The organism is Halomonas sp. DP1Y21-3 (assembly GCF_019801245.1).
GTDB classification, from domain to species: Bacteria; Pseudomonadota; Gammaproteobacteria; order Pseudomonadales; family Halomonadaceae; genus Halomonas; species Halomonas litopenaei.
Genome location: NZ_JAHVJM010000002.1, coordinates 372,320 through 393,883, shown reverse-complemented (window position 1 = coordinate 393,883; position 21,564 = coordinate 372,320). Strand labels below are relative to the sequence as shown.

Sequence of the window (21,564 nt, the reverse complement as noted above, 5' to 3'; positions counted from 1 at the left end):
GGCACTGAACCTTGATCGCGCGCAGCGCGCCAGCGTCGGGACGCTCTCGTGGCTGTCATGGCTAGAACCTTGGCAGTTCCGGGTGCGGCAGCTCGTTGTTGTGCACGTGCATCGCGCCGAACTCGGCGCACCGGGCCAACGTCGGGATGTTCTTGCCTGGGTTGAGCAGTCCTTCTGGGTCGAAGGCGGCCTTGACCGCGTGGAAGGCGGTGATCTCCAGGCTGTCGAACTGGGCACACATCTGGTTGATCTTCTCACGGCCGACGCCGTGTTCACCGGTGATCGAACCGCCGGCTTCCACGCATAGCTCGAGAATCTTGCCGCCCAGTGCCTCGGCGGTTTCGAGTTCCCCTTCGCGGTTGGCATCGAACAGGATCAAGGGGTGCATGTTGCCGTCGCCGGCGTGGAAGACGTTGGCCACCTTGAGCCCGTACTGCTCTGACAGATCGCTGATGCCCTTGAGCACCCTCGGCAGCTCGCGGCGAGGAATGGTGCCGTCCATGCAGTAGTAGTCCGGCGACATGCGGCCGACCGCAGGGAAGGCGTTCTTGCGACCGGCCCAGAACTTGGCGCGTTCGGCCTCGTCGCGGGCGAGCTGAACGTCGCTGGCGCCAGCCTTGGCCAGCACCTCGCGCACGGTCTCGATATCGTCGTCCACGTCGGCCTCGACGCCGTCGAGCTCGCACAGCAGGATCGCCTCGGCGTCCACCGGGTAGCCGGCTCGGATGAAGTCTTCGGCGGCGCGGATGGCCAGGTTGTCCATCATCTCGAGGCCACCGGGGATGATACCGGCGGCGATGATGTCGCCGACCGCGGCGCCGGCCTTTTCCACGTCATCGAAACTGGCCATCAGCACCTTGGCGGTCTCGGGCTTGGGCAGCAGCTTGACGGTGATCTCGGTGACCACGCCGAGCATGCCCTCGGAGCCCATCATCAGCGCCAGCAGGTCGAAACCGGGGCTGTCGAGCGCCTCGGAACCGATGGTCATGCGCTCGCCCTCGATGGTCATCACCTCGAGCCTCAGCACGTTGTGTACGGTGAGGCCGTACTTGAGGCAGTGCACGCCGCCGGCGTTCTCGGCCACGTTGCCGCCGATCGAGCAGGCGATCTGGGAGGAGGGGTCCGGCGCATAGTAGAGCCCGTAGGGCGACGCCGCCTCGGAAATGGCCAGGTTGCGCACCCCTGGCTGGACCCGGGCGATGCGGGCGTCGGCGTCGATGTCGAGAATCCGATTGAAGCGCGACATGACCAGCAGCACGCCTTGTTCCAGCGGCAGGGCCCCACCGGAAAGTCCGGTGCCAGCGCCGCGGGTGACCACCGGCACGCCGAGTTCACGACACTGCTTGAGCAGCGCCTCGACCTGGTCCAGGCGCTCTGGCAGGGCCACCAGCATGGGCAGTACGCGGTAGGCCGACAGGCCGTCGCATTCGAAGGGGCGCAGGTCTTCCTCGCGGTGCAGCAGGGTGAGGTCGGGGACCACGCGGGTGAGTTCGGCGAGCACCTCGTTCTTGTCGCGCCGTGGCAAGGCGCCGTCCAGGCGTTCGTCATAGAGGATGTTCATGACGCTTCCTCGGTTGAGCTAGCACGGTCGTGCGGCTAATGATGGTTATTGTCTGCACTACAATCTGCGTTGTCTTGACCTCGGTGTCCAGATTTTGGTTTGCTGGTCTGACCAGTTATTGGCAGATGTGCTCGGTTCAGGGCATCAATACGGACGACGAACCGCGCACGCTGCGGGAGGCAGGACATGTGGGACAATGAAGAACGACTGGCACCGAGCAGCACCTCCCAGGCCATCGCCTCGAAGCTGGAGACGCTGATCCTTGACGGTGTCTTTCGCCCGGGCCAGCTGTTGCCCTCGGAACGGCGGCTGTGCGAGCGGCTGGGGGTGGGGCGTTCGTCGCTGCGCGAGGCGCTCGGCAGCCTGCGAAGCAAGGGAGTCATCGTGACTCGCCAGGGGCGTGGCTCCGAGGTGGCGCCACTGGTGGAGGCGCCCCATGCCACGCCCTTGATGCACCTGTTTCGCGAGCACCCACGCACCCTGTACGACCTGCTCGAGGTGCGTGCGCTGCTGGAAGGGGAGTCGGCGAGCCTGGCCGCGAGCCGCGGCACCGCCTCGGACAGGGTGCTGATCACCCGGCGCTACCGCGAGATGGCGGACTACGTGGAAAAGGCGGACCCCCTCGAGGTGGAGCGTCTGGCGCGACTCGACCACGCCTTTCACCTGGCGATCTGCCAGGCGTCGCATAACCCGGTGCTGGCGCATACGCTGCAGAGCCTGACCGATCTGCTGCTGAGCTCGGTGTTCGCCTCGGTCAAGCACCTCTATCATCGCCCTGACGCCAGGGACATGATCAACCGCCAGCACGCCCGCCTGCACCGCGCGGTGGTAGAGGGCAAGCCTCAACTGGCGCGGCGGGTGGCGCTGGAGCACCTGTCCACCATCGGTGACATGCTGCGCGAGATCGAGGCCGAGGATCAGCGTCTGGAGCGCTCGGCCATGCGCCTGGAAGAGTGGTAAGTGCCGGGACGACGGCAGAGACTTCTGCGCGCCGTCCCGGGGCCTGCTATTCCTCGTCGATGATGCCGCTGACGGCGGCTACCTCGAGCTTGTGGCCGAGGTGCGCGCGCAGGATGTCGCCCAGGCGCTTGCCATCGCGGGCTTCGATCGCCTCCAGCATGGCCTCGTGGTCGGCGACGGCCTTGGCCCAGTTGGCCGGGCCCATCTCGACGCTGTAGCGAATGCGCTTCACCCGTTGGCTCAGGTTGTTGTACATCTCGATCAGCACGTCGTTGTTCGACGCGGCCAGGATGCACTCGTGGATCTGCTGGTTGACCTCGAAGTAGGGGGCCAGCTCCTGACGCTGGTAGTGGCCCAGCATCAGCTGATGCAGACGACGGATCTCCTCGACGTCGGTATCTGTCAGGTGCTGACAGGCCAGTTCACCGGACAGGCCTTCCAGGGCGCCCATGACGTCATAGGTATTCTTGACCCCACGCCGGGTCAATCGCACCACGCGGGAGCCTCGGTTGGGCAGGTTCTCGACCAGCCCTTCCGAGGTCAGCACCTTGAGGGCTTCTCTGAGCGGGGTGCGTGACACACCGAAGGTTTCACACAGGGCCTTTTCGGCGATCTTCTCGCCGGGCAGCAGGCTGCCTTGCTCGATCAGGTCGCGGATCCTGTCGGCGACTTCCAGGTACAGGCTACGCGGCTGAATCTTTTCCATGGCGGATTTCCCGGGCTCATCATCGTTTGACGGTCGAACGCTTGACGGTTCAACTTCTCCGTATTATGAATTCATTATTCAAATTATGCGAGTGTTGGCGAGCGTATTTGGCCAGGCACTCGGGTAACCCTGTGAGGCAGCGGAGGGTGGGGCCGAATGGCATCGATCGGATTCCGGCCGCTGTCTTGCTGCCTGCCTTTTCTGTCTTCTCTCATATCTTGCGCTGGAGTCGCTATGGCCGGAAACGTATTTCTTGCACAGGTACAGTTGTCGCGTCAGTCGGCGCGGCAATTGCTCGACGCCGCCTTCACCTTTGCCCGCAAGGGCGAACTGCCTCCTCTGACCGCGGTGGTGCTGGACGCCGGCGGCAATCCGGTGGCGGCCGAGCGTGAAGACGGCTGCAGCCCGCTGCGCTGGCCGGTGGCCAACGGCAAGGCCTACGCCGCGCTGGGTATCGGGGTATCCAGTGGTACCACCGGCGAGCGTAACCGCGAGCGTCCCGCCTTCCTGGCGGCGGTGGCCGAGGCCTCCGGGGGCCGCTTCGTGCCGGTGGCGGGGGGGGTGCTGATCCTGGATGACGACCAGCGCATTCTGGGCGCGGTCGGTATCAGTGGTGCTTCCTCGGCCGATGATCAGGCCGCCGCCATCGCTGGCATCGAGGCGGCAGGCTGGCAAGCCGGGCTGGAGCCCGAGACGGTCTCAGATCCCTGATTCCGGTCTGGCAACTGTCTGGCGACAGGGACGGATGCCAAACCCGTCAGCAAGCGACAGAGCGAGCCTTCGAGCTCGCTTTTTTTGTGTATGTCTGCAGGGATGCAGCAAGGGAGCGAGTGGCTTGGATGACTCGTTGTTTCGAAATAAGACATTGAAATTTAATCAATAAATATTCTCTAAGGCGAGTTTGCGAAAGACAAAAGTATAATACCTAATTTTGAATTATGTATCCATATTGACCCTGACCCAGCGGGAAGCGACTCCTGTCCCCAGGCCCTGAACGCCCTGGAAACGGAAAGCTCAAGTGACGGAATCCGCGACTGACGGAACCGTTACGTGAGAGCACGCCAGCTCCCGTTGAGGCTTCCTCCAGGGTGCCAGTCGGCGCCCACCGCCAGACCACGATGGACAACAACAATCGGAGTGAGGGTTATGAAACTGCTGAAGACCGTACTGGCCGCATCCGTACTGGCGCTTGGCGTCGGTGCCGCTCAGGCCGACGAGGTGCAGATCAAGTTCGGCCACGTCGGTGGCCCGGGATCGCTGTTCGAGAAGACCGCCAACGAGTTCGCCCGTCTGGCCAACGAGCGCCTGGAAGGCGAGGCCGAGGTGGTGACCTATGGCTCCAGCCAGCTGGGTTCCGACGAGCAGATGCTCAACAAGCTCAAGCTCGGCACCATCGATCTGTCGCTGCCGTCGTCGATCATGAGCAGCGTGGCGCCGGAATTCTCGCTGTTCGAGATGCCCTACCTGATCGAGGACCGGGAGCACCTCGCCCGAGTCCGCGACGAGGTACTGCGTGATGTCCTGTATCCGGTCGCCGAAGACAAGCGCTACCGCATCATCGGCATCTGGGAGAACGGCTTCCGCCAGATCACCAACAACGTCCGCCCGATCGTGGTCCCTGAGGATCTGGACGGCATCAAGCTGCGTACCCCCAACGGTGTGTGGCGGGTCGAGATGTTCAAGAGCTATGGCGCATCGCCGGCGCCCATGGCGCTGTCCGAGGCCTTCGTCGCGCTGCAGACCGGCGCCATGGACGGTCAGGAAAACCCGCTGGTACAGATCTATTCCCAGCGCTTCCAGGAGGTCCAGGACTACCTGTCGCTGTCCAATCACGTCTATTCCCCGGCCTATGTGCTGGCCGGTGCCAGCTGGACCCGCCTGCCCGAGCACGTCCGCGAGGTTCTGATCGAGACCGCCGAAGAGGTCGAGGCCTTCGCACTGGAGCAGGGCGCCGAGCTTGACGAAAGCCTGGTCAGCACCATGGAAGAGGAAGGCATGGAGGTGAACGAGGTCGACACCGACGCCTTCGTCGAGGGTTCCCGCGGGATCTACGAGAAGTTCGCCGCCGAGGTGGAAGGTGGTGAGGAACTGTTGTCGCGGGTGGAAGCACTGCGCGAATAACGCCTGTCCACTGCGGCCTCTCCACTTTCGGTGAGGCCGCATCCACCTTCGGAGGATGCTCTGTGCTTACCACCATTTCCGCGGCCTACCAGAAGATTCTGGAGGTCATCGTCTTTCTCAATGTGCTGGCGCTGACCCTGGTGGTGACCATCGGGTTCGCGTCACGCCTGTTGGGCTCTCCTTTCAGCTGGTACGACGAGGTCGCCTCGATCGGACTGGCCTGGCTGACCTACTACGGCGCCGCCCTGGCCGCCCTCAAGGGCGCCCATATCGCCTGTCCCAGCGTGATCAACATGGTTTCGCCGTCCATTCGCCTGCCCATCGCGCTGCTCGCCGAGGCGATCACCATCGGCTTCTTCGTGCTGCTCGGCGTCACTGGTTTTCAGGTGGTGCAGATTCTTGAAGGCTCCACCCTGGTGAGCCTGCCCAGCATCTCGGTGCAGTTCACCCAGTCGGTGATTCCGATCGGTGCCGCGATGTTCATTCTCGCCCAGCTGCTCAGGCTCCCCGAGGTCATCCGGGCGGCCAAGGGAGCCGGCTTCGTCGATCACGAGCTCGAAGAGGCCGGTGTGCTGGCCGACGACGTGCGTACCGACGATTCACCCACCGGTCCGCAGCGCGCCAGCTGACGAGGAGAACCCCATGATCATTGCTTCCATGTTCTTCGGCCTGATCGGGCTGATACTGATCAACGTGCCGGTGGCCATCGCCCTCGGCCTCGTCGGCGCCCTGGCCACCGTGGCCAGCTACGGCACCCTGGCCCTGCCCAATGTCGGCATGGTGATGTTCGACGGTGCTACCAAGTTCCCGCTGATCGCGATACCGCTGTTCATCCTGGCCGGCGCCATCATGAACGCCTCGAGCATCTCGCGCCGTCTGATCGATCTTGCCTCGGCCATGGTCGGCTTCATCAAGGGCGGTCTCGCCATGGTGACCATCGGCGCCTCGATCTTCTTTGCCGAGATCTCTGGCTCCGCCGTCGCCGGTGTCTCGGCGATCGGCTCGATCCTGATTCCGGCCATGCGCAAGAAGGGCTACTCCAAGGAGTTCGCCGCAGCCATCTCGTCCTCGGCGGCGAGCCTGGCGATCATCCTGCCGCCGTCGATCCCGATGATCCTCTACGCGGTCATGTCCGGCGAATCGGTGGTCAAGATGTTCGTCGCCGGCATCTTCCCAGGGCTGCTCGGCGCCCTGGGGCTGGCGGCCATGTGCTACTTCCTGGCGCGTCGTCACAACCTGCCGGCGGAGCAGAGCTTCCAGGCCTCGCGTCTGTGGGAGGCCTTCAAGGGCGCCATCTGGGCGCTGCTGATTCCGGTGATCATCCTCGGCGGCATCTTCGGCGGCATCGTCACCGCCACCGAGGGCGCGGCGCTGGCGGTGGTCGTGGCGATCTTCATCAGCGCGGTGATCTATCGCGAGTTCAGCCTCAAGATCTTCTACAAGGCCTGTCTCGATGCTGGCGTGCAGACGGCGGTGGTGATGCTGCTGGTGGCTTCCTCTGCAGTGGTCGGTCTGTATCTGACCGAGACCCAGATTCCCCAGCAGCTGGCCAACTCGATCGCCGAGATGACCGACAACAAGTACGTGGTACTGGCGCTTCTGAACGTCATCTTCCTGGTGCTGGGCATCTTCCTGCACTCGGCGGCGGCGATCATCCTGGTGGTGCCCATCGTGCTGCCGCTGGTGACCGCGGTGGGCATCGATCCGCTGCACTTCGGTCTGATCGTGACGCTGAACCTGGCCATCGGCCAGCAGACCCCGCCGGTGGCCAGCGTACTGATCGCTTCCTGCTCCATCGCCAAGGCCGACATCTGGGCCACCACGCGCACCAATCTTTGGTTCCTGGCGGTGCTGTTCGTGATCCTGCTGATCAACACCTACGTGCCCGCCGTGGCCCTGGCGCTGGTCAACCTGATCTACGGCGTGTGATCGCGACCACCACAAGGAGAACAACGACATGAGCGACAACGATCAGGGCCAGGTGCACTACCACAGCGAAGATGGCGTCGCCTGGCTGACCTTCGATCGCACCGCCAGCCGCAACGCCATGACCTGGCAGATGTACGACCAGCTCGAGGCCCACTGCGAGACCATCGAGAACGACCCGGAGCTGGTCGCGGTGGTGATGCGCGGTGCAGGTGGCGAAGCCTTCGTCGCCGGCACCGACATCAAGCAGTTCGCCGCCTTTGACAAGGGCGAAGACGCCATCGCCTACGAGCGTCGCATCGACCGAGTGGTCGGGCGGGTGGAGACCCTGCCGCTGCCGACGCTGGCGCTGCTGGAAGGCTTCTGTGTCGGCGGTGGCGCCGCCATCGCTCTGGCCTGTGACTTCCGCCTGGCGACACCGAGTCTCAAGTTCGGCATCCCCATCGCCAGGACGCTGGGCAACTGCCTGTCGATCACCAACGTCTCGCGGCTGGTCGAGCACGCCGGTATCGCCCGGGCCAAGCAGGTACTGATGGCGGGCGAACTGGTACGTGCCGAGGAGGCCCTGGCCCTGGGGCTGGTCGGCGAGATCGTCGACGCCGAGACCATCGAGGCGACGGTGGCCGAGCGCGCGCAGGCGTTCAAGGAGCGTGCCCCCTTGACCGTGCGGGCGGCCAAGGAGGTGATTCAGCGGGTCATCGAACAGCGCCGCCCGGCCTTCGACGCCAGCGACGACTGGATCGCCACCTGCTACACCAGCCGCGACTTCAAGGCCGCGGTGGACAAGTTCGTCAACAAGACACCCTTCCGCTGGCAGGGCCGATAAAGGCCCTGGGGCAAGGAGAACCACAATGCTGCCACTCGATGGGATCAAGGTACTGGACGTCTCGCAGATCATGGCCGGCCCCTACTGCACCATGGTGCTGGGAGATATGGGCGCCGAGGTGATCAAGGTCGAGAAGGCCAACGGCGGCGACGACAGCCGCCAGATGGGCCCCTACGTCGAGGATGAATCGACCTGTTTCGCCCAGATCAACCGCAACAAGAAGAGCATTTCGCTCAACCTGAAAGAAGAGAAGGGCCGCGAGGTGTTCTATCGCCTCGCCAAGGAAGCCGACGTGGTGGTCGAGAACTATCGACCCGGCGTCACCCAGTCGCTGAAGATCGACTACGACAGCCTCAAGGCGATCAACCCGGGGCTGATCTACTGCTCGATCTCGGGCTACGGCCAGACCGGCCCGTCGCGTCACAAGGGCGGCTTCGACCTGGTGGCCCAGGGCATGAGCGGGCTGATGTCGATGACCGGCGAGCCGGGCCGGCGTCCGCTCAAGACCGGGGTCGCCGTCTACGATATCGGCGCCGGGCTGACCGCCATCTACTCGATCCTGGCGGCCTATATCCACCGTCAGCGTAGTGGCGAAGGCCAGCACCTGGACATCGCCATCGCCGAGTGTGGCCTGCCCTGGTTCACCTGGGAGGCGGGTGCCTACTTCTCCGAAGGCCGAGTGCCCGAGGCCACCGGCTGGCGCCATCGGGTGTCCGCGCCCTACCAGGCGATGCGGGTACGCGACGGTTACATGATGCTCGGCTGCGCCAACCAGCGTACCTGGGAGCGCTTCTGCGAGGACGTCATCGAGCGCCCCGAGCTGATGGTCGACGAGCGCTTCAAGACCAACCTCGACCGCGGGGCCAACGTCGAGGCGCTGGAAGCCATCCTCGAGGACATCCTCGGGCAACAGGATCGCGCCTACTGGCTCGATCGCTGTGACGCCGCCGGGGTGCCGGCAGGGCCGATCAACGACTTCGACCAGGCCATGCATGACGAACACTACCTGGCCCGCGAGATGGTGCTGGAGGTCGATCATCCGACCATGGGGCGGATGAAGACCCTGGGCTTTCCCAGCAAGTTCTCGGCGACCCCGTTGGCGATTCGCCAGCCGGCGCCGCTGTTCGCCCAGCACACCGACGAGGTGCTTGGGGAGATCGGGCTGGCTGCGGACGAGATCGATGCGCTGCGTCAACAGGGTGCCGTGCGCTGACACCGGCACCACCGCGATCGGCAGCTAGCGTCTGGCATGTCGCCGAATCGCTGGGGCGGTGCCACCATAAAAATTGCATTCATTATTACAAATTATTACAAGAGGGGCGTGGCAGCGCTTGGCGCCCGAACAGCTATCCAGGCGTCGCCCAGTGCGACGTCTGGCCAGGAGGCCTTACATGCTGAATCTCGACTTTCATCCCACCGGACGTCACTTCCTCCAGATCCCCGGCCCCTCGCCGGTACCGGATCGTATCCTGCGGGCCATGAGCCTGCCGACCATCGATCACCGTGGCCCGGAGTTCGGCGCCCTCGGACGTGAATTGCTCGGCAAGGTCGGCAAGATCTTCAAGACCGACAAGCCGGTGGTCATCTATCCGGCTTCCGGTACCGGGGCCTGGGAGGCCGCCCTGGCCAATACCCTGTCGCCGGGGGATCAGGTGTTGATGTTCGAGACCGGCCACTTCGCCTCGCTGTGGCATCGTCTGGCCCTGCGTCTTGGTCTCGAGCCCGAGTTTCTTGGCCTGCCGGGGGCCGAGGGCTGGCGCCACGGTGTCCAGGCCGACATGATCGAGGCACGCCTCAAGCAAGACACCGAGCAGCGGATCAAGGCGGTGTGCGTGGTCCACAACGAGACCTCCACCGGAGTCACCAGCGACATCGCCGCGGTGCGCCGTGCGATCGACGCCGCCGGTCATCCGGCGCTGTTGCTGGTCGATACTATCTCGGGGCTTGCCAGCGCCGACTATCGCCACGACGAGTGGGGTGTCGACGTCACTATTTCCGGCTCCCAGAAGGGGCTGATGCTGCCGCCGGGGATCAGCTTCAACGCGATCTCCGACAAGGCCCTGGCCGCCAGTCGCGAGTCGCGGCTGCCCAAGAGCTTCTGGGCCTGGGACGAGATCCTCGAGGCCAACCAGGGCGGCTACTGGCCCTATACCCCCAATACCAATCTGCTCTACGGCCTCAACGAGGCCATCGACATGCTGCTGGACGAGGGGATGGATAACGTCCTGGCCCGTCATCAGCGCTGGGCGGCGGGCGTGCGCGCGGCGGTGAACGCCTGGGGACTCGAGATCCAGTGCCAGGACCCCGAGGTCTACTCGCCGGTGCTGACCGGCGTGGTGATGCCGGAGGGCGTCGACGCCGATGCCGTGCGCAAGCTGATCTACGAGCGCTTCGACCTGTCGCTCGGCACCGGGCTTGGCAAGGCCAAGGGACGCATGTTCCGTATCGGCCACCTGGGCGACTGCAACGACCTGACGCTGATGGCGACCCTGGCCGGCTGCGAGATGGGGCTGAAACTCTCCGGGGTGAGCCTTGCCGGCAGCGGCGTCGAGGCTGCCATGGCGTACTTCTCCGAGAACCCGGCGCCCCACGTGGCCCGCCTTGCTCGCGATTGAACCACCGCCCGCCCGTCGGCGGCGCTGTCGCCGACGGTCTACCCAGGGTTATCAAGGAGAGGGTGATGAACTCGTTGACGTCTGCCGCCAAGGGGCGGGATGCACGGATCCAGCCGCTGCCGGACTTTGCCGCGCGCCTGGCCAGGGAAATCCAGGGCGAGGTGCTGTTCGACGCCGCCAGTCGCGGCCGTTATTCCACCGACGCCTCGATCTATCAGATCACCCCGGTGGGCGTGGTGATCCCGCGCCATCAGGATGATCTGGCCACGGCTCTGGAGATCGCTCGCGGGGAAGGCATTCCGGTGCTGCCTCGGGGTGGCGGCACCAGTCAGTGCGGTCAGACGGTGGGAGAGGCGCTGGTGATTGACGCCAGTCGCCATCTGAACGGTGTGGTGTCCTTCGACAAGGAGGCGCGCAGGGTGGTGGTCGAGCCCGGCATCGTGCTCGATCACCTCAATGCCTGGCTCAAGCCCCATGGCCTGTGGTTCCCGGTGGATGTTTCCACCAGCGCCCAGTGCACCCTGGGCGGCATGGCCGGCAACAACTCCTGCGGCTCGCGCTCGATCCACTACGGCAACATGGTGCATAACGTCCAGGCACTGGACGTCCTGCTGGCCGACGGCGAGAAGGTGCACCTCGGTCTGGTCGACGAGCTGGCAGCCGGTTCCCGGGCGGCGCGGCTGGCCGAGCAGGTCGAGGCCATCGCCCAGCGCGAAGGCGAGCGCATCCGCGAGCATTATCCCAAGGTGCTCAGGCGGGTGGCGGGCTACAACCTCGATCTGTTCGACTGTCAGAACCCGCTGCCCTACGAGGCCGATGGCCGTGCCAACCTGGCCCATCTGCTGGTGGGGTCCGAGGGTACCCTGGCGCTGACCCGCCAGTTGACCCTGAAGCTGTCACCTCTGCCGCAGCACAAGGTGCTGGGGGTGGTGAACTTCCCCACCTTCTATCAGGCTATGGACCTGACCCAGCACATCGTGACCCTGTCACCGACGGCGGTGGAACTGGTCGATCAGACCATGATCGCGCTGTCGCTGGAGAATCCGTCCTTCCGTCCGGTGATCGAGAAGGCCCTGATCGGCAAGCCCGAGGCGGTGCTGCTGGTGGAATTCGCCGGCGAGAATCGCGACGAGCTGCTGGCGAGCCTGGCCCGGTTGAACGAGCTGATGGCCGACCTGGGGCTTCCGGACTGTGTCGTCGACATGCCCGAACCCAAGGCCCAGAAGGCGCTGTGGGACGTGCGCAAGGCGGGACTCAACATCATGATGAGCATGAAGGGCGACGGCAAGCCGGTGTCCTTCATCGAGGACTGTGCGGTGCCGCTCGAGCATCTGGCCGAGTACACCGACAAGCTCACCGAGGTGTTCCATCGTCACGGCACCGAGGGCACCTGGTACGCCCACGCCAGCGTCGGCACCCTGCACGTGCGCCCGATTCTCGACATGCGCCGGGACGGCGCCGAGAAGATGCGCGCCATCGCCGAGGAGGCCTCGGCACTGGTCAAGGCCTACAAGGGGGCCTACTCCGGTGAGCACGGCGACGGCATCTGTCGCGGCGAGTGGGTGGCCTGGCAGTTTGGCGAGACACTCAACGACGCCTTCCGCGAGGTCAAGGGGCTGTTCGACCCGGACAACCTGCTCAACCCCGGCAAGATCGTCGACACCCCGAAGATGGACGACTCGCGGCTTTTCCGCTTTCCCGGGGAGTACCAGCGCATCGAACTGACGCCGGTGCTGGACTGGTCGCCCTGGAACGTCGAGCGAGATCCCTTGAACGGCGAGCAGACCCCACCGGGTAGCGGCCGCGATGTCACCGGCGGCCTCGCCAGCGCAGTGGAGATGTGCAACAACAACGGCCACTGCCGCAAGTTCGATGCCGGCACCATGTGTCCTAGCTATCGCATCACCCGCGACGAGAAGCACCTGACTCGCGGCCGCGCCAATACCCTGCGCCTGGTGTTGTCCGGCCAGCTCGGTCGCGACGGCCTGGCCAGCGACGAGGTCAAGGAGGCGCTCGACCTGTGCGTTTCCTGCAAGGGCTGCAAACGTGACTGTCCCACCGGCGTCGATATGGCGCGGATCAAGATCGAGGCCCGGGCGGCACGGGTCGCCAAGGAAGGGGTGTCGCTGCGCGAGCGCCTGATCGGTGACCTGCCCAGGCGCGCACCGGTGCTGCGACGCCTGTCACCCTTGGTGAAGGCCATCGACGGCATGCCTTGGCTGGCCTCACCGCTGAAGCGGGCGCTGGGGCTGGCCGAGGAGCGCGCGCTGCCACGCGTCACCGACGACTACCTGGGGCGGGCCCGACAGGGCGAGCGACCGGCCGTTGCCGACCAGGCGATGAAGGAGGTGGTGCTGTTCGTCGACACCTTCAACAACTATATGGAAGCCGACAACGCCGAGGCCGCCATGCGCGTGCTTCAAGCCGCGGGTTACCAGGTGATCCTGGCGAGCGCTGCGGATCGTCGTCCGCTGTGCTGTGGGCGTACCTACCTGGCCAGCGGTCAGGTCGATCGGGCCCGGGCGGAGGCCGAGCGGACCCTGGCGGCGCTGACCCCCCACGTGGAGAAAGGGCTTGCCGTGGTCGGGCTCGAGCCATCCTGCCTGCTGACCCTGCGCGACGAGTTCCTGGGCTTCGGCCTGGGCGAACCCGCCAAGCGACTGGCCGAGGCGAGCCTGCTGTTCGAGGAATTTCTGGTGCGCGAGAAAGATGCCGGCAGGCTCGAGCTGTCGCTCGAGGCGCTACCGGTGTCGCGGGCGCTGCTCCACGGCCACTGTCACCAGAAGGCGTTCGATGCCCTGACGCCGGTGCAGCAGGTGCTGTCCTGGATTCCCGAACTCGAGGTGGAGACCATCCAGTCGTCGTGCTGCGGCATGGCCGGTAGTTTCGGCTACGAGCGTGAGCACTATGAGGCCTCCATGCAGATGGCGGAACTCTCGTTGCTGCCGGCGGTGCGCGACGCCGAGGATGCGCTGATCGTGGCCGACGGCACCAGTTGTCGTCACCAGATTCGTGACGGTGCCGCACGTGAGGCGCGTCATGTTGCCAGGGTGCTGGCCGAGGCGCTGGCCTGAGTCGTCGGGAGGGCAGGGGGCCAATGCTCGAGTGACGGTCCCCTTGTGACAGTTCAGGAGTGACAGTTCAGGGCGACAGTCCTCAGACGAAATCCGAACTGGCATACTCGGGGAAAGGGCAGCGCGAACAAGGAGAGCGCCATGATCGACCTACGCAGCGATACCGTGACCCAACCGACCGAGGCCATGCGTGATGCCATGGCCATCGCACCGGTGGGCGATGACGTCTGGGGTGATGACCCCAGCGTCGCCGCCTTCGAGGCCGAGGTGGCCGATCGCGCGGGCTTCGCCGCGGCGGCCTTCTTTCCCTCCGGCACCCAGAGCAATCTGACCGCCATGCTGGTCCACTGCGCGCGTGGCGACGAAGTGATCGCCGGGCAACGCTCGCACATCTATCGCGATGAAGGCGGCGGTGCTGCTGTCCTTGGCGGCATCCAGCCCCAGCCCCTGGCCCAGCAGGCAGATGGACGCATGGCGCTGGAGGATATCGCCGAGGCCATCAAGGGAGACGATATCCATCATGCGCGAACCCGACTGATCGCACTGGAAAATACCTTTCAGGGCCGGGTATTGCCCCAGGACTATGTGCAGGAGGTGACCGGCCTTGCCGCCGAGCGAGGCCTGGCCTGTCACCTCGATGGCGCCCGCCTGTTCAACGCCAGCGTCGCCACCGGCAAGTCGCTGGCGGAGCTGTGCGCCGGTTTCGATTCTGTATCGCTGTGCTTTTCCAAGGGGCTGGGCGCGCCGGTGGGCTCGTTGCTGGTCGGCGGCGAGCGCTTTATCGCCGCGGCCCGTCGCTGGCGCAAGACGCTGGGAGGCGGCATGCGCCAGTCGGGGCTGCTGGCGGCGGCCTGTCGGCATGCCTTGCATCACCATATGGAGCGACTGGCCGACGACCACCGTCATGCCCGCCAGCTCGCCGAGTGGCTGGGTGGTATTGAAGGCATCGGGGTGGCAGGTCAGGCCACCAACATGGTCTTTCTCGACGTGCCGGCTCCTCACTGCGCCGCACTGGAGGGCTTTCTTGCCGAGCGTGGCATCTTGATCGCGGTGAGGCCGCGCACCCGCCTGGTGACCCATCTGGGGGTCAGCGAGTCGGATGTTCGCCGAGTGGCGACGGAGATCGCAGCGTACTTTGCCTCTCTCGCACAGGAACCGATAACGGAGTAGGCAGAGTTTGGAAACAGCGTCCACTATATAGGCAGGGTGGGCGCCCAGCGCCCCCCATCCACAAGGATAACCTCGTCAGGAGCGGGCCATGGCCATCTATCGTCTGGGTAACCATTCCCCCCATATTCATCGCACCGTCTTCGTCGCCGAGAGCGCCGAGGTCATCGGCCAGGTGAAAATCCATGAAGACGCCAGCATCTGGTACCAGGCGGTACTCAGGGGCGACACCGAATCACTTGAAGTGCGTGAAGGCAGTAATATCCAGGATGGCGCCGTGCTGCATGCCGACCCCGGCTACCCGCTGTCGGTGGGACCGGGCGTCACGGTGGGGCACCAGGCGATGTTGCATGGCTGCACCGTGGGCGAGGGCTCGTTGATCGGCATTCAGGCGGTGGTGCTCAACGGCGCCGTGATCGGCAAGAACTGCCTGATCGGGGCAGGGGCGCTGGTCAAGGAAGGCGCCGAGATCCCCGACAACAGCCTTGTCGTCGGCTCGCCGGGCAAGGTGATCCGGCAACTGGACGACAAGGCCATCGCCGCACTCAAGACCAATGCCGAGGGCTACGTGACCAAGGCGCGGCTACATCGTACCCGGCTGGCTCGCATCGGCTAGGTCATCAGAGCCTGCGCTCTTCGACGTTTCGGACAGCGCCTGGCCCCCCTTCGCAAGAGGCCACGGACACTTCGCCGCGCTGTCTGTGGTCTGCGGGCAACTCGTCATCACCCTGGAGGGAGCAGCGTCCCCGGCCTAGAGATGTCGTCGGGTCGGCCTTCTGTGCCGCTTGACCCTGTGTGGACCGGGAGCCTTGTGCCTCAGCAACAGCATGGATTCCGAGGATCTCGCGCCGTTGGTAATCACCACGACGGCGATCACGGTGATCATGGCAAGCAGCAGATAGGACATCTGAATTTCCCCTGGTCGAGAGTCGTGGCCCTTGTCGAGGCCATGCGTCCGTGGGCGCTCACGAAGAGCCATCCCCTGGTCAGCACGCAGGCGACGCGCCTTGCCGGTGAACCTGAAAGCAAGAATGCTGCACGTGCGTACTACACTGAATTAACTCTAGGCGCAGGGTATAAGGGTCGCCATATCGGCACAGAGGTAGTCGAACTGTGCTTAGAGTGGCGCAGTTCTCGAGCAAAGGTGGCGCCTGTCGCCAACAAGAAGGGGGTGTCATCGTCGATGACACCCCCTTGTCGGTCAGCCAGGTGGCGCCTGGCTTGGCGTAGTGCCTACTGCAACAGCCCCATCAGCGGGTCGGAGATACCGACGACCTGCATCGCCACCAGCCCGATCAGCCCCGCCGCGAGCACATAGTAGATGGTCGGCAGGATGGTCTTGCGAATGGTGATGCCCTCGCGTCCCAGCAGGCCCACGGTGGCCGAGGCGGCTACCACGTTGTGGATGGCGATCATGTTGCCGGCGGCGGCGCCGACGGCCTGAAGCGCCACCATCAGCGCGGTGGACACACCGAGTTGCTGGGCCACGTTGAACTGGAAGTCTGCCAGCATCAGGTTGGACACGGTGTTGGAGCCGGCGATGAAGGCACCCAGCGCGCCGACGGCAGGAGCGAACAGCGGATAGATGTCGCCGACACCGTTGGCCACCGCGGTGGCCATGGCCACCGGCATGGAGGCCAGATCCGCGCCGTTGACGCCGGAGTTGATCAGAATGCGCACCATGGGGATGGTGAACACCAGCACGAAGCCGGCGCCCAGCAGGGTACGGCTGGATTCACTGAAGGCCGCCTTGAGCTGATTGCCGTTCATGCGATGCATCAGAGCGGTGATCAGCACCACCATCAGCAGGATTCCGCCGGGCAGGTAGAGTGGCTGCAGGCTGCCGGAGATACCGGCCTCACCCAGGATGTCGCTGAAGCCCAGGCTTACCGAGGTCAGTGCCTGCTTGAACGGCTCGATGGTACGTGACGCCACCAGCAGTACCGCCAGCAGCACGTAGGGCAGCCAGCCCATGAAGGTGCTCATCGGTGCGCGGCCCACGACCTCGTCGGCCTTGATGCTGAGCTTGCCGATCCAGTGGGCAGGCCAGCTGTCACTTTCCGGGAAGTCCCAGCTCTTTTCGGGAATCAGGAAACCGCGACGGGCGGCCGGGACCACGATGGCAAGGCCTACCATGGCGCCGATCATCGACGGGAATTCGGGGCCCAGGAAGACTCCAGCCAGGGCGTAGGGCACCACGAAGGCGACGCCTGCGAAGATCGCGAAGGGAGCAATCGCCAGGCCTTCCTTCCAGGAGCGGTTGGCACCGAAGAAGCGCACCATGACGCTGACCATGATCAGCGGCATAAGCACACCGACCACGGCATGCACCAGCGCGACTTCTCCGGCAATCAGGCGGAAGTACTCCATCCAGGTGGAGCCGCCGGCTTCCAGCGTCTCGGTGATGCCGACCTTGTCCAGGCCACCGGCGACACCGACCACGATCGGGGTGCCGACAGCGCCGAAGGACACCGGGGTGGACTGGATCATCATGCCCACCACCACAGCGGCAAGTGCCGGGAAGCCCAGCGCGACCATCAGCGGGGCGGCCACCGCCGCCGGCGTGCCGAAGCCCGAGGCGCCCTCGATGAAGCAGCCGAACAGCCAGGCCACGATGATCGCCTGGACGCGGCGGTCCGGGCTGATGCCGGAGAAGCCATTGCGAATGGCGGCGATACCGCCGGAGTGCTTCAGGGTGTTGAGCAGCAGGATGGCGCCGAAGATGATCCACAGGATCGCCACGGTCAGGATCAACCCTTGCAGGGTCGAGGCCAGGACCCGTGTGAAGGTCATGTCCCAGGCCACCAGGGCAATCAGCGCGGTGACCAGAAAGACGATGGGCATGGCGACCTTGGCGGCCATGCGCATGCCGATCAGCAGGATGCCGGCCAGTATGAGCGGCACAAAGGCTATCAAGGCTAGAGTGGTGTCGGTCATGGTGTTGGGGTCTCTTGTCGTGTCCTTGTTTGTAATATCCGTTGTGTCGAAGTTGGCGGTCTCACGCCGGGGTAAGGCTCGGACAAGGCGGCACGATAAGCCGACTAGCGAAATCGTTCTAGACTGGGATATTGGTCAGACCAATGCAGCGCTGATGACTCCTCGTCCGATCATTCTTCAAATTTATTGTTTAACAGTAGGTTAGAGTCGACAAAGACGCTGGAGGCGGGTGCGAACGAGGCTAGTTTCTTAGACTAATGGACAGGTTTGTCTCCATCCCTCAGGAAATCATGGCGTTGGCGAGGTGGGCGGTTGATGGCACTATCGGCAGACATTCCCCTTCTAGAGGTATCTGGCATGGCCCTGGTGATGTACGACCTGTGTGGCATCGATGAGTCACTGCGTTTTTCTCCCTTCTGCTGGCGAGCCAAGCTGGCCATCGCCCACAAGGGGCTCGAGGTGGAGGCGCGGCCCTGGTGCTTTACCGAAAAGGAAAAGCTCGAATTCACGGACCATGACAAGGTCCCGGTGCTGATCGATGGCGACGAAGTGATCACCGACAGTTTCGAGATCCTGCGATACCTGGATCGTGCCTACCCTGAGGCCCCGACGCTGCTTGGCGGTCCCTTGGCCGAATCCCGCGCCCGCTTTTTCAAGCACTACAGCGAGCGTGCCCTGCAGTTGCCGATCCTGCGCACCATCGTGATGGACCTGATGAACGCCATCCATCCCAAGGACCGCGACTACTTCCGCACCACTCGTGAAAAACGCCTGGGCATGACGCTGGAGCAGTTCCATTCTCCGGCCAAGGGGCTCAGCCAGCTCGATAGCGCCCTGGAGCCACTGCGTGGCCAGCTGTCGGGAAGCGACTTCATCGATGGCGATGCGCCCGGTGCGGCGGACTACCTGGTGTTTGCCAACTTCATGTGGGCCCGTTCGGTATCCACCGCGGATCTGGTGTCCAATGCCGATCCGGTTTACGCCTGGATCGAGCGGATGCTTGATGCCAATGGCGGTGTCGGCCGCAACGCGGTGCGCATCTGTGATATCGAAGGCGCCTATCGCGCCTGATCCTTGCTGCCGAGCGAGGCGACGCCCTGATATCGTCGTCTCGCTCTTTGCTCTTTGCTCTCTGCTCTTTGCCCTCTGCTCTCTGTTCTCCGCTCTCTGCTCTCTGCTCTCGACTCCTCGATGCGCCTCCCTCCTCAGTTTCCTTCAGTAAGCCTTCGCCTTTAGTCTGCGGCGATCATGACCCCTCGGTTATTACCGCATGTCGATCATGGCTTTAGAGGATCGCCGGCAAGGGCCCTCGTCTTGGCTAATCTTGCAGATATCTTTTGGAAGGGCATCGGACAGCGCTGCGGTAGCTGTACCGAGCTGGTGAATCTGCGTGCAAGTTGCCCCGGTGGTCCGTCGGAAATGGCGAAACAGCGGTTCTGTGCTTAATGACGAAGCTGTCGATTGTTGCTACTGCCGATTGTCGCTACTGCCGATTGTCGCTATCGGCGACCGTCGTTATTGGCGATTGTATTTGTCGTTATTTCTTACAAAAGCGTGTTTGTTGTGCTTCTGGAGCTGGCGCCGCTGCTGTCATCAGGGCGTCAATCATCTACTGCTATGGTGCGAATGGTGCGCCGCTGGGTAGATGCTGAGAATGCTGGGTGACTATACCCGCGTTAGTGTAATTAGTGGCTCGTATATGCCTTATATGATGTTGCGGTGCAGCAAGGTGCGTTCTAGTCTTCACATGCGAGACGATTCTGTGCTCGTTTGAAGACGATATGTAACCGGTGCAGCACAAGATACTGCCAGGCTGCCTCGTCTCGTCGTTGTTACGGCGGTCAGGCTGCCCGTGGGCCGAGCGTGCTGGCATACCTATAGGGAGTACCAACATGAGCGAGAACAAGGCAATGCCGACAATGGAAAACATGATCCCCTCCATGGACAAATTGTTGAGTCCGTGGCGTGAGGGGAGCCTGCTGACGCTGGAGTATTCCCAGAAGATGCTGGATGTGCGTTTCAAGACCATGGACTCCGCCATGAAGGCAGGTATCGCACAGGCCCGGTCCTGGTGCGAAGTGCGCGATGCCGAAAGTCTGAAGAACGCCAGCCAGTCCCAGCAGGAAACTCTGTCGGCGATCGGCGAGAGCCTGCGCGAGGAGAGCGAGACATTGCTCAAGTTGAGCAAGGAGTACCAGGAAAAGTGTCAGGGAGTGGCCAAGGAAGCGCTGGATTCTGCCAAGGAGTAGCGGCGAAGCTGGTACGTTCTGGACGCCAGGGGCGTCGGCTGGAGACATCGGCTAGCGTCATCGGCGAGGAATATTGCCCGCAGACACGGCCCTGAGACACGGCCCGGATACATGGCTCGGCGATATGGCCCGGAGATATCGACGTCGACATGTCGATGATGACACCGGCAGGCTCAAGCAGAGATATCAAAAAAGAAGAATGTAGCCAGCAGGAACGTCACCAGCAAGCGTTTAGCTAGCAGGAGATTAGCTAGAAAGAGATTAGCTAGAAAGAGATTAGTCAGGAGTAAATAAAGCAGTAAAAAAGGTGCCTGGCCCCGAGCGACAGGCGCTGCGCAAGTCGCGGAAAGGTGGGCACGAGCGTAATGGTCCCGCCTTGGGTGCAGTTTCAGCATGGTCGTGAGATGAGGTAGTGCAACTCAAGCGAGAGCGACGAGCCCCAGAAGTGAGGTAGCGCAACTCTATTGTCGTGCAGCTGGCAGGGTCCAGAGCATGACTCGGTGGTTCGCTGAACGTGGCCGATGGGCACCGCGTGAAAGGGTCTGGTAGGCCGCCATCCACATGGGGCCGTTCATCCACGACCAGCCCGGACGCGAAAAGCGTGACGATTTCAGGATGACGAGAGCGCCAAGGCCTCTGGTCATCGACGTAGGGTTTGGCGGCCGGTCACCAGGTGACCGGCCGTTTTTGTGTGCTTGCTACTTCAGCTTGCGCGATCTTCCAGTCGGAACCGAGCGATCCGATTGATCTGCACCACGGCTTCCTGCCTTTCCTGCTCGGCTGAGTTGTTCAGGCGCTGTTCGAAGGCGGCGAGGATGGTGTGCCGATTGCCGCCCTTGACCGCCATGATGAAGGGAATACCAAAACGCGCCTTGTAGCTTTCGTTGAGGCGGGTGAAGCGCTCCAGCTCCTCCGGGGTGCATTGGTCCAGCCCGGCCCCGGCTTGCTCGCGGGTGGAGTCGTTGGTCAACTCGCCTGCGGCGGCGGCCTTGCCGGCAAGATCAGGGTGCGCCCGGATGACCTGTAGCTGTTCCTCCGGGGAGGCGTCGCTGAGGACCTGGCCCATGTGCTCGGCAAGACGTACCGGGTCGTCATGCTGCTCGTTCAGGCCACGATCGAAGGCACGCTCCGCCACCCAGGGTGAGTGCTCGAAGACGTCTCCGTAGGTGGTCACGAATTGGGTCTTGTCCATCTGGCTGGGGCGTTGGGTGAGGCTAGGCATGGGGAGTGGCTCCTGTCATGACGGCAAGGTAGATGGGGACGAGCATAGCTCTGATGACTCGTTGGTGTCGGTCACACCTTGTTGGCAGCGGGCGTAGGCGCAGACGGCAAGAGGTCGGTCGAGCCTTTGTTGCTGTCGGCAAACACCAGGCAGCTATGCATGCTCAAACTGTATACAAAAAATAGTTTGAAATGTACTCT

General features: G+C 63.7%; 17 protein-coding genes. 13 read left to right on the top strand and 4 right to left on the bottom strand.

The window, feature by feature from the left end:
• Positions 1 to 61: 61 nt before the first annotated feature.
• Positions 62 to 1,561, bottom strand: coding sequence for a glycolate oxidase subunit GlcD (glcD, locus tag KUV74_RS06945; RefSeq protein WP_108448248.1), 1,500 nt, complete (start codon positions 1,559 to 1,561; stop codon positions 62 to 64).
• 186 nt (positions 1,562 to 1,747) lie between these two features.
• Between glcD and glcC the strand changes: the two genes are divergently transcribed.
• The gene (gene glcC, locus KUV74_RS06940) at positions 1,748 to 2,521 is read left to right on the top strand and encodes a transcriptional regulator GlcC (RefSeq protein WP_108132421.1); all 774 of its coding nucleotides are present in this window, start codon (positions 1,748 to 1,750) and stop codon (positions 2,519 to 2,521) included.
• 46 nt (positions 2,522 to 2,567) lie between these two features.
• Here glcC and KUV74_RS06935 read toward each other — a convergent pair whose 3' ends face one another.
• On the bottom strand, positions 2,568 to 3,227 hold the full coding sequence (locus tag KUV74_RS06935) for a GntR family transcriptional regulator (protein ID WP_222515986.1): 660 nt from the start codon (positions 3,225 to 3,227) through the stop codon (positions 2,568 to 2,570).
• Positions 3,228 to 3,461: 234 nt separating this feature from the next.
• Between KUV74_RS06935 and KUV74_RS06930 the strand changes: the two genes are divergently transcribed.
• The 10 genes from KUV74_RS06930 to KUV74_RS06885 all read left to right on the top strand — a co-directional run bounded on the left by KUV74_RS06930 (position 3,462) and on the right by KUV74_RS06885 (position 15,572).
• The gene (locus KUV74_RS06930; protein ID WP_222515985.1) at positions 3,462 to 3,938 is read left to right on the top strand and encodes a GlcG/HbpS family heme-binding protein; all 477 of its coding nucleotides are present in this window, start codon (positions 3,462 to 3,464) and stop codon (positions 3,936 to 3,938) included.
• 435 nt (positions 3,939 to 4,373) lie between these two features.
• On the top strand, positions 4,374 to 5,348 hold the full coding sequence (locus KUV74_RS06925; RefSeq protein ID WP_222515984.1) for a TRAP transporter substrate-binding protein: 975 nt from the start codon (positions 4,374 to 4,376) through the stop codon (positions 5,346 to 5,348).
• Between the two features lie 62 nt (positions 5,349 to 5,410).
• Positions 5,411 to 5,977 (top strand): TRAP transporter small permease, encoded by a 567-nt coding sequence (locus KUV74_RS06920; RefSeq protein ID WP_071211091.1) that lies wholly within the window; start codon positions 5,411 to 5,413, stop codon positions 5,975 to 5,977.
• Between the two features lie 13 nt (positions 5,978 to 5,990).
• Complete coding sequence (locus KUV74_RS06915) at positions 5,991 to 7,277, top strand: TRAP transporter large permease (RefSeq protein ID WP_045991726.1); 1,287 nt, start codon at positions 5,991 to 5,993, stop codon at positions 7,275 to 7,277.
• A gap of 28 nt (positions 7,278 to 7,305) precedes the next feature.
• Positions 7,306 to 8,100 (top strand): enoyl-CoA hydratase, encoded by a 795-nt coding sequence (locus KUV74_RS06910; RefSeq protein WP_222515983.1) that lies wholly within the window; start codon positions 7,306 to 7,308, stop codon positions 8,098 to 8,100.
• A 25-nt stretch (positions 8,101 to 8,125) separates the two neighbouring features.
• On the top strand, positions 8,126 to 9,313 hold the full coding sequence (locus KUV74_RS06905) for a CaiB/BaiF CoA transferase family protein (RefSeq protein ID WP_045991728.1): 1,188 nt from the start codon (positions 8,126 to 8,128) through the stop codon (positions 9,311 to 9,313).
• A gap of 178 nt (positions 9,314 to 9,491) precedes the next feature.
• The gene (locus KUV74_RS06900) at positions 9,492 to 10,715 is read left to right on the top strand and encodes a pyridoxal-phosphate-dependent aminotransferase family protein (RefSeq protein WP_222515982.1); all 1,224 of its coding nucleotides are present in this window, start codon (positions 9,492 to 9,494) and stop codon (positions 10,713 to 10,715) included.
• A gap of 65 nt (positions 10,716 to 10,780) precedes the next feature.
• Positions 10,781 to 13,789, top strand: coding sequence for an FAD-binding and (Fe-S)-binding domain-containing protein (locus KUV74_RS06895; protein ID WP_222515981.1), 3,009 nt, complete (start codon positions 10,781 to 10,783; stop codon positions 13,787 to 13,789).
• A 141-nt stretch (positions 13,790 to 13,930) separates the two neighbouring features.
• Positions 13,931 to 14,959, top strand: a complete 1,029-nt coding sequence (gene ltaE / locus KUV74_RS06890) for a low-specificity L-threonine aldolase (protein ID WP_222515980.1) — start codon at positions 13,931 to 13,933, stop codon at positions 14,957 to 14,959.
• Between the two features lie 88 nt (positions 14,960 to 15,047).
• The gene (locus KUV74_RS06885; RefSeq protein WP_045991732.1) at positions 15,048 to 15,572 is read left to right on the top strand and encodes a gamma carbonic anhydrase family protein; all 525 of its coding nucleotides are present in this window, start codon (positions 15,048 to 15,050) and stop codon (positions 15,570 to 15,572) included.
• Between the two features lie 617 nt (positions 15,573 to 16,189).
• Here KUV74_RS06885 and KUV74_RS06880 read toward each other — a convergent pair.
• Complete coding sequence (locus KUV74_RS06880; protein WP_045991733.1) at positions 16,190 to 17,893, bottom strand: L-lactate permease; 1,704 nt, start codon at positions 17,891 to 17,893, stop codon at positions 16,190 to 16,192.
• 357 nt (positions 17,894 to 18,250) lie between these two features.
• On the opposite strand from KUV74_RS06880, the gene KUV74_RS06875 reads away from it, so the two are divergent.
• Together KUV74_RS06875 and KUV74_RS06870 are read left to right on the top strand one after the other, a co-directional pair.
• Positions 18,251 to 18,964, top strand: coding sequence for a glutathione S-transferase N-terminal domain-containing protein (locus KUV74_RS06875; RefSeq protein WP_108132429.1), 714 nt, complete (start codon positions 18,251 to 18,253; stop codon positions 18,962 to 18,964).
• 821 nt (positions 18,965 to 19,785) lie between these two features.
• Positions 19,786 to 20,142 carry a hypothetical protein gene (locus tag KUV74_RS06870; RefSeq protein WP_222515979.1) on the top strand — a complete coding sequence of 119 codons (357 nt, stop codon included), beginning with the start codon at positions 19,786 to 19,788 and terminating at the stop codon, positions 20,140 to 20,142.
• A 703-nt stretch (positions 20,143 to 20,845) separates the two neighbouring features.
• Here KUV74_RS06870 and uraD read toward each other — a convergent pair.
• Positions 20,846 to 21,364, bottom strand: a complete 519-nt coding sequence (uraD, locus tag KUV74_RS06865; RefSeq protein ID WP_045991736.1) for a 2-oxo-4-hydroxy-4-carboxy-5-ureidoimidazoline decarboxylase — start codon at positions 21,362 to 21,364, stop codon at positions 20,846 to 20,848.
• Positions 21,365 to 21,564: the final 200 nt, after the last annotated feature.

Coding starts and splice junctions, on each gene's coding strand:
- KUV74_RS06900 (WP_222515982.1), top strand. CDS start 9,492: ATGCTGAATCTCGACTTTCATCCCACCGGACGTCACTTCCTCCAGATC.
- glcD (WP_108448248.1), bottom strand. CDS start 1,561: ATGAACATCCTCTATGACGAACGCCTGGACGGCGCCTTGCCACGGCGC.
- KUV74_RS06870 (WP_222515979.1), top strand. CDS start 19,786: ATGAGCGAGAACAAGGCAATGCCGACAATGGAAAACATGATCCCCTCC.
- KUV74_RS06885 (WP_045991732.1), top strand. CDS start 15,048: ATGGCCATCTATCGTCTGGGTAACCATTCCCCCCATATTCATCGCACC.
- ltaE (WP_222515980.1), top strand. CDS start 13,931: ATGATCGACCTACGCAGCGATACCGTGACCCAACCGACCGAGGCCATG.
- KUV74_RS06875 (WP_108132429.1), top strand. CDS start 18,251: ATGGCCCTGGTGATGTACGACCTGTGTGGCATCGATGAGTCACTGCGT.
- KUV74_RS06935 (WP_222515986.1), bottom strand. CDS start 3,227: ATGGAAAAGATTCAGCCGCGTAGCCTGTACCTGGAAGTCGCCGACAGG.
- KUV74_RS06910 (WP_222515983.1), top strand. CDS start 7,306: ATGAGCGACAACGATCAGGGCCAGGTGCACTACCACAGCGAAGATGGC.
- KUV74_RS06915 (WP_045991726.1), top strand. CDS start 5,991: ATGATCATTGCTTCCATGTTCTTCGGCCTGATCGGGCTGATACTGATC.
- KUV74_RS06895 (WP_222515981.1), top strand. CDS start 10,781: ATGAACTCGTTGACGTCTGCCGCCAAGGGGCGGGATGCACGGATCCAG.
- glcC (WP_108132421.1), top strand. CDS start 1,748: ATGTGGGACAATGAAGAACGACTGGCACCGAGCAGCACCTCCCAGGCC.
- KUV74_RS06905 (WP_045991728.1), top strand. CDS start 8,126: ATGCTGCCACTCGATGGGATCAAGGTACTGGACGTCTCGCAGATCATG.
- KUV74_RS06930 (WP_222515985.1), top strand. CDS start 3,462: ATGGCCGGAAACGTATTTCTTGCACAGGTACAGTTGTCGCGTCAGTCG.
- KUV74_RS06880 (WP_045991733.1), bottom strand. CDS start 17,893: ATGACCGACACCACTCTAGCCTTGATAGCCTTTGTGCCGCTCATACTG.
- KUV74_RS06925 (WP_222515984.1), top strand. CDS start 4,374: ATGAAACTGCTGAAGACCGTACTGGCCGCATCCGTACTGGCGCTTGGC.
- uraD (WP_045991736.1), bottom strand. CDS start 21,364: ATGCCTAGCCTCACCCAACGCCCCAGCCAGATGGACAAGACCCAATTC.